Here is a 10,826-nt window from a genome sequence, read left to right as displayed (position 1 = left end):
CAGAAGTGAAACATCGTAGCGCCAATGGTAGTGTGGATTCGTCCATGTGAGAGTAGGTCATCGTCAGCTCTCTATTCCTCAAAACCCCCTTTGCGAAAGCAGAGGGGGTTTTGTTTTGTCTGCGGTTTGCCTCTTTACAAACATTCGTTGTTTAGAACATCTTGCTTATAGTCGGTAATCCGTCGAAATTTAGTATCTGAGAGTACTATTAGATTTGTCCATTGCGTTTCGTTAATCTATGCTTATTTTTGAATGGATTATTACCTTATATGCTCAAAATGATTTGACTTATATCATTATAGCTGCTAATTTTATATAGTATATTTATTGCAGATTTATTAGAAAGACGTTTTAACTTTGTAAATGATTAATTATTTCATCGACTTAGAGTGCTAAACGTAAGCTCTACTCCTCATCTCATAATTATCAAAAGGAATTGATAATGAAGCTAGCTCCTCTTTTTTCAATTGGTGCCTTAGCAGCGATCAGTCTTTTAGGCTGTTCTAACCAATCCGCTGATACTACTGATGGCTCGTCAGCAACTTCTCAAGAAACTACTGTTTTACGCTTTTCTCACTTTTGGCCAGCAACATCATCTATTAGCACGGAGGTTTTTGAACCTTGGGCTAAACAAATAGAGACAGATTCTAATGGTCGCTTGAAAGTAGAATTATATCCTTCAGCAGGTCTTGCTAAAGCAGATGTTACCTATGAATCCGCTGCAAAAGGTACGATTGATATCGGCTCACAGGCTCATGGCTATACTAACGGTCGATTCCCTTTAACTCAGATTACTGAGCTCCCTGGATTATCAAATTCAGCCACTCAAATGGGTTGTATGCTCCAGACCCTTTATGATGATGGCACACTTGCTAGTGAATATGAAGATTCTCATCTCCTGTTCATGTACGGTGCTGGTCCTGGTGCACTTCATACCACTGACAAGCTAATTCGAACGCCTGAAGATATGAAAGGTATGCGTATCCGTCGTCCTTCAGCCGTGGCTGGTGATATCATCGAAAGCGCTGGCGCTTCACCGGTAGGTCTACCTGCTAATGATATGTATACCTCTTTACAGCGCGGAGTTGTGGATGGCTTGAGTTTCCCTTGGGAAGCAGTGACTGCTTTCAAAATCGATGAGATTACGAAATATCATACCAATATTCCTTTTTATAGTTCAGCGCTTATGGTGACGATGAACAAAGATAAATACGATAATTTGCCTGATGATCTAAAACAAGTCTTGGATAAAAACTCAGGGATGGCATTGGCTAATAAGGTCGGTGAAGTGTTTGATAAGCATGACCAGATGGCAATTCAAGCTGCCAAAGATAAGGGTGACGAAATTATCGAAATTCCTGATCCACTAAATGATCCAGATTGGAAAGGTCCGCTTGAAAGAGGAACGCAAAAATATCTAAAAGACGTCAATGCTTTAGGTTTGGATGCTGATAGTGTCTATGAAAAGGCCAAAGCTGCCAGTGCTGCCTGTAAGGTATAACCTATTGGAGGTGTCACATGGCATTTTTAGTCAAAATCAGTACGTTTATTTCTAGATTATGCCAATTTTTTGGTGGTGTCAGTCTTATTATTATTGTTCTAACCACCATGTTGGATGTGACGGCTCGTTATATATTCAAGCTCACTGGTGGTGAGTTTGGATTTACGGTCAAGGGTAGCGTGGAAATTGTGTCTTATTTCATGCTATTTTCCTTGCTTGCCGCCTTTGCCGCTTTCGTCGAACGCTCACAAATCATCGTTGATGTCTTTACTCAAAAGATGCCTCAAGCCGTCAAAGGCTACATGATGGGCATCTTTATGATGGGCTTTTTTGTCATTGGTATTGTGTTCTCATGGGGTCTCTATGAGAGCGCCATTGATGCCATAGAATACGGTAAAGTTACCCAAGATCTTCGATTATCAATGATGCCCATCTATGCATTTAGTGCATTTTTAAGTCTTTTGCTAGCTATTCGCTCGCTAATCGAATCCATTAATATCTTTAAAACGGGCGAGTTCTTTGACGCCGAGGAGACAGGCGCATGAGTCCAGAAATTATTGGAGCCATTGGCTTAGTCGTCATGATCCTGCTTGTTGTCCTGCGAGTGCCAGTCGCACTTGCCATGTTGGGTGTGGGTTTGGTTGGTTTTGGAGCAGTGACTGCGCCAAGCGGTGCTTTACAGATGCTCAAAGACATTCCAGTAGATGTCTTGGCAAAATATGACTTTAGTGCTATTCCGTTATTTATTTTAATGGGAGTCTTTGCCACACATTCAGGTATGGCAGGAAAATTGTTTGAAGCTACCCGAACCATTTTTGGTGGAGTACGAGGGAGTCTTGGTATCGCGGGTATCGGATCATCTGGTATTTTTGCTTCTATCTCAGGCTCATCATTAGCTACTGCTTCTACTATGACTAAGGTTGCATTGCCACAGATGGAGAAGTATGGTTATCAACCTGGTTTTGCTTGTGGTATTTTAGCAGCAGGTGGCACATTAGGTATTATGATTCCGCCTAGTATTGCGCTACTGGTTTATGCCATCCTAACTCAGCAGTCCGTTGGTGACATGTTTATTGCAGGCTTTTTGCCTGGTATGTTAGGGATGGTGATGTACTCAATCACTGTCATGGTTATGGTGCGCTGGAAACCACACTTAGCGCGTCGTGGCGAGTCGACTACTTGGAAAGAGAAGCTCATATCGTTAACCGGTTTGATACCGTTTAGCTTTATTTTTATCGTGATTATTGCGGGTATTTTCTTTGGGCTATTTACTCCCACAGAAGGCGCAGCAGTCGGTGCATTTGTCTCTTGGGCTTACGCTTTTGTTAAAGGCATGCGTATGAAAGGCCTTAAGCAATCGCTGATTGAGACGCTCGCATTATCAGCAGTGGTCTTCTTTATGCTACTGGGTGCAGAAGCTTTGGGCTATTTTATCTCAGTGTCACGCTTGTCTTATACATTAGCGACATGGATTGGTACGTTAGCAGTGAGTCCAATGGTCGTACTGATCTGTATCTTAATCATGTACTTCCTATTAGGGTTGTTCATGGATGCTTTAGCGATGCTGGTCATTACCATTCCAGTGGTGTATCCAATCATTGTTGCTTTAGGCTTCGATCCAGTATGGTTTGGTATTATTGCCGTATTGACGGTAGAGCTTGGACTGATAACGCCGCCGATGGGAATGAATATTTTCGTGATTAAGGCAATGGCTCCGCATATCAAACTGTCCGATATGTTCCGCGGGGTAGCACCATTCATTGTTTCTGATGTGATTCGATTGGTTATTTTGGTTGCGTTTCCAGCGATATCTTTAGTGCTATTAAGTTAATTCCTACATAAAATAACACTGAAGCATTGTTGCATACTATGTATAACGCTAGAATAAATGAGAGACATCGCTTTTAAGTAGCATTTCTACGATAAGCTTGTCTTAAAATACTCATTTTAGAATCACATGGATGCGAGAAATATTATGACAATTGCCAAGAATATCGAGATCAGTAGTACCTCTGAAACCAGCTTTGAAGATGCTATTCAACAAGGTATTGAGCGGATTTCTAAAACCGTTAATAATGTTGAAGGCGCTTGGATAAAAGAGCAAAAAGTAGGGGTTACTGATGGAAAAATCAGTAAATATCATGTCATTATGATTGTAAGTTTTGTCATTAATGATGGTACTGATATTAGCTAAGTGTTGCTTGAAACCTAAAAAAGACTGCGATTGCAGTCTTTTTTTTGTCATAAAAAAAATATATTGATGATTGTTGTGATTAGCAGGAGTAGCCACACAGCTTGCCTATATATGTAGTAAAATAAAACGCTATCATTTTGAATATTTAGAATAGAAGTAAACATTTATGGCTGTCGATTTTAGTAACACGCTCATAGTCGCGATTTCTGCAACCGCGCTGTTTGATTTAGCAGAATCAGAAAATTATTTATTACAGCTATTAGAGCACCGGCCTGAAAGCGCTATAAAAGAGTTTCGTGACTATATGGCAGCGCGTGAAAACGAGCCATTAAATATTGGCGCGGGCTATCCGCTTATCAAAGCATTGCTAAATTTGAATCATTATTGTGAAGACGATACTGTACAGCTCCCTGATATTGAAGCGCCTTTGGTCGAAGTAGTGATTGTCTCGAAAAGCAGTCCAGATACGGGCATTCAAGTACTCAATGCCATTCGTGAAAATGGACTCAATATTTCTCGATCGGCATTTATATCGGGTAGTCCTGTTTCGCCTTATATCAGAGATTTTAATATCGATCTGTTTTTGACCACCAATCGTGAGGATGCGCAGCAAGTTGCTGATGCCAATATCTGCGCTTGTGCGATACTCGATGCGACGCCTGTTAATACTTATAAATTGGATACCAATCAGCTGCGTATCGCTTTTGATGGTGATGCCGTGCTGTTTGATGATTCAGGTGAGCTACTCTATAAGCAAAAAGGATTGCGTGCCTTTCATGATCGTGAAGCACAAATGCGTGACTTGCCAATTGAGAAAGGGCCTTATGCTGAATTATTAATTAAGCTATCGAACTTGCAAGAGCGTCTACCAGCAGGCCTTCAATATTCTCCCATAAAGATTGCGTTGGTGACGGCTCGCAATGCACCCGCTGACTTGCGTGCGATTAAGACATTGCGAGAGTGGGGCGTCAATGTTGATATGGCATTTTTCTTAGGAGGTCTGGAAAAAACGGCTGTACTTAGAACGTTTGCGCCACATATCTTTTTTGATGACTCTATTAAGCATATTGATGCCGCGCGCAGTTTTGTCCCTACCGCCTTAGTGCCTTATCATTCAACGTCGTTACTGCATGCCAATAGTTATTTAACAGCGGACAAAGATGCTTCATTATTATCATTTAAGCCGATACAGCAACCACTATTTTCAGTGAACCATTAGGGTCTGTTGAATAAAATGAAATCAATAGGATAAAAGATTATATGAAGTGGCGGCAATTACTCACGTTGATATTAGTACGAATCAAGCAAGTTATTGGTTTATATGCTTTTGTCTTAGGGCCGATGTGGGGTATGTTTTTTCTTAATAAGTTTGCGCTGTTTGGACTGTGGAATATTTTTGGCATCGTGCCGCGTGCTCTTGATATCGGTAGCATGATTGGGGTGTTTGCTTCATGGACGATGCATGGCAATTTTTCACATTTGCTTGGCAATAGTGTAACTTTATTACAAATTTTATTTTTATTTGGGCTTTTTGAGAACAATGCTTATCGTACGATTGTTAAGCTCATTATTGCTTCCGGTTTGGTCACTTGGGTCATTGGCTCGCCGTTATCAATTCATATCGGGGCATCGGGGTTATGCTTCGCGATGCTTGGTTATATGATAGGGGGAGCCGTGTTCGCTCGGCGTTGGGGTTATTTAATCGCTTGTATCGTTATGGGGGCAGGGTATTGGCTCACTATCAAAGAAGGTCTAATGCCGCAAGAAGGTATCTCTTTTGCCGCCCATTTTGGTGGTTTATGTGCGGGGCTACTGCTAGGTGCCAATTCTAAACATACCTATACGACAACGTCTCATCAGTAAAAAGCAAAGCAGACAAATAAGGCAGTATTTTCAGATTTTTTACTCGTTTAAAATACCGCCTTATCATCATATGTCTCTTTTAATACTTTACTATTCTAAATCTCTCTTAATTCGTTAGCTTTGTTTATCAGTGCAAATACTGATGAATAGCGGATCATCTGTTGCTAGGTCTCGCCATGCAGTCGTTTGCTTTACATGTTTATCAATTGATAGCGTATTGCCTTTTTCAGGTATCACGTAGTCTGCACGTGCAGGAATACTGCAATCGATAACTTGAGGGACTGTCTCTACGGCTCTTCGTCTTTCAAATAAATATAAATTGAATAAATGTATATCTGGGTTATCTACTTGTACACTCGCATTTCCAATATCGGCAGCGATAAACCGTAATATTTGCGGCTTAGCATAAGACCATGGGCGGAACCACTCAGTGCTTTTCGCTGTTTTGACGACTTCTACACCTTTTGGTAGCTTCTCCACTTGTTGACCATACCAGCTGTACTCCTGATTTATCTGAAATGCAAACATACCAATAGCAGCGAATAAGGGAATCAGCCATTTAGGGGCACGTTTGCCTGCCAGTTTGCTGAGGTGAGTTATGATAAGTGCTAGTCCCGCCATGCCAAATGCGGCAGCGATGGTAGCGATAAACTCAAAAAGCATAAAATATTCCTTAATGCGTGAGATATGTTTAATTGAACTTATTGGATAAAGGAAGAACCTAAAATATCGTTATTATAGCGACCAGATAAAAAAATCACTCACAAGCAGTGACTGCCTGTGAGTGATATATTAACAGAAGATATATCCTCAGTTGCAAGCTTAGTGGTCGACGGCACCACCAGCGCCACGTGGAGAACGTACGCTCTCAACCAACTCTTGGATATGTGCTGGTGGAGGCGCAGTAGCATAAGAGACAGCAAATGCTACGATGAAGTTAAGCAGCGCACCAACTGCACCAAATGATAATGGTGAGATACCAAATAACCAGTACTCTTCAGTATCAGGGAAGTTAGCAGTACCACTGATGAAGAACCAACCTTTGAACATAAAGATATAGACAAGGACGACGATTAAACCAGTCAACATACCTGCAATAGCGCCAAGATTGTTGATGCGTTTAGAGAAAATACCCATCATCAACACAGGGAACAATGAGGAGGCCGCAATACCGAAGGCTAAGGCAACAACCTGCGCAGCAAACCCTGGTGGGTTAATACCCAGATAAGTAGCTACTACGATTGCCACACCCATCGTAATACGAGCATATTTAAGTTCTTGTTTGTCAGTGATATTTGGGTTTAGGTTACGTTTGATTAAGTCATGACTAATCGCTGATGAAATAGCAAGAAGTAGTCCAGCGGCTGTTGATAGTGCTGCTGCCAAACCACCTGCCGCGATAAGACCAATAACCCATGATGGCAGATTCGCGATTTCTGGGTTAGCAAGTACTAAGATATCAGCATTTACATCAAGCTCGTTACCTGCCCATCCGGCATCAGCAAAACGACCATCAAGTTCTGCATCATGTGCAATGCGAGCTTTTTCTACCGCTGCAGTTGCTGTAGCAACATCGCCACCGTCAGCTTGAGCCGTATTAAGGGCTATTTGAGCGGCACCAAGTCCACTGTCGCTATATAACTGGATACGACCATCATTATTTAGATCGTTATACTTAATAAGACCAGTTTCTTCCCATGTTTTCATCCAGTCAGGACGCTCATCATTGAGAATAGGTTGATTTTCAACACCTTGTGGATAGATAGTATCTACTAAGTTTAAGCGTGCCATCGCACCAACGGCAGGTGCTGTGAAGTACAGGAGCGAGATGAATACTAGTGTCCAACCTGCTGTCCAACGTGCATCTGCCACTTTAGGAACTGTAAAAAAGCGAATGATAACGTGTGGTAGACCTGCGGTACCGATCATAAGCGTCAAGGTAAATAGCACCATGTTTAGCTTGTTAGGCACATCAGCAGTATAGGATGCAAAACCTAAGTCAGTAACCACTTGATTCAGCTTGGTCAAGATAGGAACACCTGATTCGACATGATTTGAGAACAAACCAAGGCCTGGAATAGGGTTGCCCGTTAATTCGAGTGAGATGAAAACAGCAGGAATGGTATAAGCAATCATTAGAACGACGTACTGTGCAACCTGCGTGTAAGTAATCCCTTTCATACCACCTAATACCGCGTAAAAGAATACAACGACTGCCGCGATAATCAGACCAGTGGTACTTTCAACTTCTAAGAAGCGCGAGAATGCAACACCAGCACCGGTCATCTGACCGATAACGTAAGTGGTCGATGCGGTAATCAAACACACCACAGCAATCATAGCTGCTGTCTTGGAATAAAAGCGATCACCAATGAAATCAGGAACGGTGAATTTACCAAATTTACGTAAGTAAGGGGCTAAGAGCATAGCAAGTAGAACATAACCACCTGTCCAACCCATCAAGTAAGTAGAAGCGCCATAACCGCCAGCAGCAATAAGACCTGCCATTGAGATAAATGACGCTGCACTCATCCAGTCAGCAGCGGTTGCCATACCGTTAACGACTGGATGGACACCGCCGCCAGCCACATAAAATTCACTGGTCGAACCAGCACGGGCCCAAATCGCGATACCGAAATACAGAGCGAAGGATAGACCCACAAATATAAGATTAACTACAAATTGACTCATGGGGCTATTCCTCGTCTACGCCATATTGTTTATCTAACTTATTCATACGCCATGCGTAAAAGAAAATCAGAATAATAAACACTCCGATGGATCCTTGTTGGGCAAACCAAAAACCCAAGTCAGTACCACCGATCTTGATACCAGCTAATAGAGGACGTAATAAGATAGCAAAGCCGTATGAGCATAGTGCCCAAATAACTAGGCTACCTACGATGAGACGGATATTGGCACGCCAATATCCGGATGGATCGTTATGATTTTCCATAGGACAACTCCTTTTGTCTTACCTAAAAAATACCAACAATATAAAAAAGACAGTGGTTATTTCTTATCAAAAAAATCAATATAAAAAATAGACACGTACTGCTTTATATAATGAAAACGATGACGCGCAATAGTATGTTTATTTATTGGTGGTTTTTTACTTAAAATAAAAGCAACTACTCTTGTAGGCATCACATTGATTGAAACCATTGATCTAAACCATCGAATGGTAAAAACAGCATTTCTTGAGGAAGGCAGAAAGGGTGGACTATCCAGTGTCTTTTTTGCAATCTCGTCTTCCTGACAAGAGTTTTAATGTTTTGAGCACTCTAACTCTTTGTGCTGACTGGTAATTATAAAAGCAGCACAAATAGATATGAAATTCATCTTAGCACGATTCAATAAATATCATTGCAAACAACTGAGCATAAATTATGGGGAATATACTGATAATTAGTTTGGTTACTATTATAAAAGCGACATTACTGAAATTGCACGAAAAATGTTCAGTATATGCAGCTAAATTATTGTTTATATGTATTCTATATAATATGAGATACAAGCATTATTTATTTTAGAAATAAATATATAAAACTGATAACCAAACGTGATACTCGCAAGTCATTTAATATCTATATCATGCACAGGATGTTTTAGTATCAGACATTTTGTCCATAACCTTGTGAGGTTTTGAATCGTTAAAATATGATATTAATATAAAATTTAAGTAACGTATATAAAGAATGAGTAGAGAGTCCATATGAACGAAGGGATAGTAAGTTGGTTTAATAACATCGTAAATTATGGTGTCAGTATCATCTGGGGTAACAATGACTGGTTAATTGCGAGCAATCCTTGGTATGGATTACTGATGTTCGTGCTGATTGGCGCAGGTCTTTATTTTACCGTGGCTACACGTTTTATACAGTTTCGCCACTTTGGTCATATGTGGCAGCTGTTACGTGTTTCAAACCAAGGGCGCAAAGATGGCGGTATCAGCTCGTTTGAAGCCTTGATGACCTCACTCGCGGCGCGCGTTGGTACGGGTAACTTGGCAGGGGTCGCAATTGCTATTTATCTCGGTGGTCCGGGTGCTGTTTTTTGGATGTGGATGACAGCGATAGTCGGCATGTCGACCAGCTTTATTGAGTCTACTTTAGCGCAAGCATACAAGGTGCCGCATAACGATAACGTTTACCGCGGTGGACCAGCTTACTATATTGAAAAAGGTCTGGGTAAACGCTGGCTAGCGATATTTTTCTCGTTATGTTTGCTGGTGGCTTTTGGTTTGGCGTTCAATGGTGTGCAGTCAAATACCATTGCTCAAGCAACCAATGAAGCCTTTGGTATCCCAACATGGATGACAGGCTTAATATTAGTAGTACTGGTGGCGCCAGTGGTGTTTGGTGGTTTACGCTCAGTGGCTCGTATCGCGGGTAAAATTGTGCCGGTGATGGCGATTTTATATATCTTATTGGCGCTATTCATTATCGTTACTAACTTTAGCCAATTCCCCGCAGCGATTGCGTTAATTGTAAAATCCGCCTTTGGTTTTGAGCAGGCAGCGGGCGGGGTCATCGGCTACGGTATTGCTCAGGCGATGATTAACGGTATCAAGCGTGGTTTGTTTTCTAACGAAGCAGGTATGGGGTCAGCCCCGAATGCGGCGGCAACAGCAAAAAGTCATCCTGACCATCCAGCAGTGCAAGGATTTATGCAAATGCTTGGCGTATTTATGGACACGCTGATTATTTGTACTGCCACCGCATCGATTATTATCTTATCGGGTGTGGTTGACCCGAACGTTGAGCAAGAAGGTATTCAGCTTACGCAGTTGGCGTTGTCCCAGTATGTTGGTGATTTGGGTGTGGTCTTCGTCGCGATTGCTATTTTCTTTTTCTCATTTACGTCCATTATTGCCAATTACAGCTACGGTGAATCAAATCTTGAGTTTATCTCTGGTGCCAAAAACGCCAAAGTGATGATTATGATTTTCCGTTTTATGGTGTTGGGTATGGTCTTTGTCGGTGCGATTGCTAGTTTGCCTGCCATCTGGAACTTCGCTGATTTGTCGATGGGTCTGATGGCCTTGGTCAACTTAGTGGCGATTTTGCTTTTGTCTCCAGTAGCACTTAGAATTTTGCGTGACTACGAGCGCCAAGTGAAAGAAGGCAAAACAGGAGATCAGATTAAGTTCAATCCTGATGACTTTGTGAAGTTAAAAGACGAAGCCAATCGTGATGCCTGGACGGATTAAGTTGACAGATTAGTTGTGACTGTTAAATAAAGTGTATTAGTACAAAAAAAACCGCC

General features: G+C 41.6%; 10 protein-coding genes. 7 read left to right on the top strand and 3 right to left on the bottom strand.

Annotation, left to right across the window (positions count from 1 at the left end):
• Positions 1-442: 442 nt before the first annotated feature.
• The 6 genes from JMY08_RS12555 to JMY08_RS12530 all read left to right on the top strand — a co-directional run bounded on the left by JMY08_RS12555 (position 443) and on the right by JMY08_RS12530 (position 5,558).
• Positions 443-1,501, top strand: coding sequence for a TRAP transporter substrate-binding protein (locus tag JMY08_RS12555; RefSeq protein ID WP_189586626.1), 1,059 nt, complete (start codon positions 443-445; stop codon positions 1,499-1,501).
• Positions 1,502-1,518: 17 nt separating this feature from the next.
• Positions 1,519-2,046 carry a TRAP transporter small permease gene (locus tag JMY08_RS12550; RefSeq protein WP_010197787.1) on the top strand — a complete coding sequence of 176 codons (528 nt, stop codon included), beginning with the start codon at positions 1,519-1,521 and terminating at the stop codon, positions 2,044-2,046.
• On the top strand, positions 2,043-3,332 hold the full coding sequence (locus JMY08_RS12545) for a TRAP transporter large permease (protein WP_201593601.1): 1,290 nt from the start codon (positions 2,043-2,045) through the stop codon (positions 3,330-3,332). Before JMY08_RS12550 ends, JMY08_RS12545 begins: the two co-directional genes overlap by 4 nt.
• A gap of 144 nt (positions 3,333-3,476) precedes the next feature.
• Positions 3,477-3,695, top strand: coding sequence for a dodecin family protein (locus tag JMY08_RS12540; RefSeq protein ID WP_201593600.1), 219 nt, complete (start codon positions 3,477-3,479; stop codon positions 3,693-3,695).
• A gap of 166 nt (positions 3,696-3,861) precedes the next feature.
• Positions 3,862-4,914, top strand: a complete 1,053-nt coding sequence (locus tag JMY08_RS12535; protein WP_010197782.1) for a 5'-nucleotidase — start codon at positions 3,862-3,864, stop codon at positions 4,912-4,914.
• A 41-nt stretch (positions 4,915-4,955) separates the two neighbouring features.
• Positions 4,956-5,558 carry a rhomboid family intramembrane serine protease gene (locus tag JMY08_RS12530; RefSeq protein WP_201593599.1) on the top strand — a complete coding sequence of 201 codons (603 nt, stop codon included), beginning with the start codon at positions 4,956-4,958 and terminating at the stop codon, positions 5,556-5,558.
• A 114-nt stretch (positions 5,559-5,672) separates the two neighbouring features.
• Here the strand turns inward: JMY08_RS12530 and JMY08_RS12525 are convergent, their stop codons facing one another.
• From JMY08_RS12525 to JMY08_RS12515, 3 genes are all read right to left on the bottom strand, one after another.
• The gene (locus tag JMY08_RS12525; protein ID WP_194621105.1) at positions 5,673-6,221 is read right to left on the bottom strand and encodes a hypothetical protein; all 549 of its coding nucleotides are present in this window, start codon (positions 6,219-6,221) and stop codon (positions 5,673-5,675) included.
• Between the two features lie 159 nt (positions 6,222-6,380).
• On the bottom strand, positions 6,381-8,249 hold the full coding sequence (locus JMY08_RS12520) for a sodium:solute symporter family protein (protein ID WP_201593598.1): 1,869 nt from the start codon (positions 8,247-8,249) through the stop codon (positions 6,381-6,383).
• 4 nt (positions 8,250-8,253) lie between these two features.
• The gene (locus tag JMY08_RS12515; protein ID WP_010197775.1) at positions 8,254-8,514 is read right to left on the bottom strand and encodes a DUF4212 domain-containing protein; all 261 of its coding nucleotides are present in this window, start codon (positions 8,512-8,514) and stop codon (positions 8,254-8,256) included.
• 759 nt (positions 8,515-9,273) lie between these two features.
• Between JMY08_RS12515 and JMY08_RS12510 the strand changes: the two genes are divergently transcribed.
• Positions 9,274-10,770, top strand: coding sequence for an alanine/glycine:cation symporter family protein (locus JMY08_RS12510; RefSeq protein ID WP_194621102.1), 1,497 nt, complete (start codon positions 9,274-9,276; stop codon positions 10,768-10,770).
• Positions 10,771-10,826: the final 56 nt, after the last annotated feature.

Origin of the sequence: Psychrobacter sp. Pi2-51, from assembly GCF_904846665.1 — a bacterium.
In the GTDB taxonomy this organism is placed as follows: domain Bacteria; phylum Pseudomonadota; class Gammaproteobacteria; order Pseudomonadales; family Moraxellaceae; genus Psychrobacter; species Psychrobacter glaciei.
This window is presented reverse-complemented; position numbering and strand designations above follow the sequence as displayed.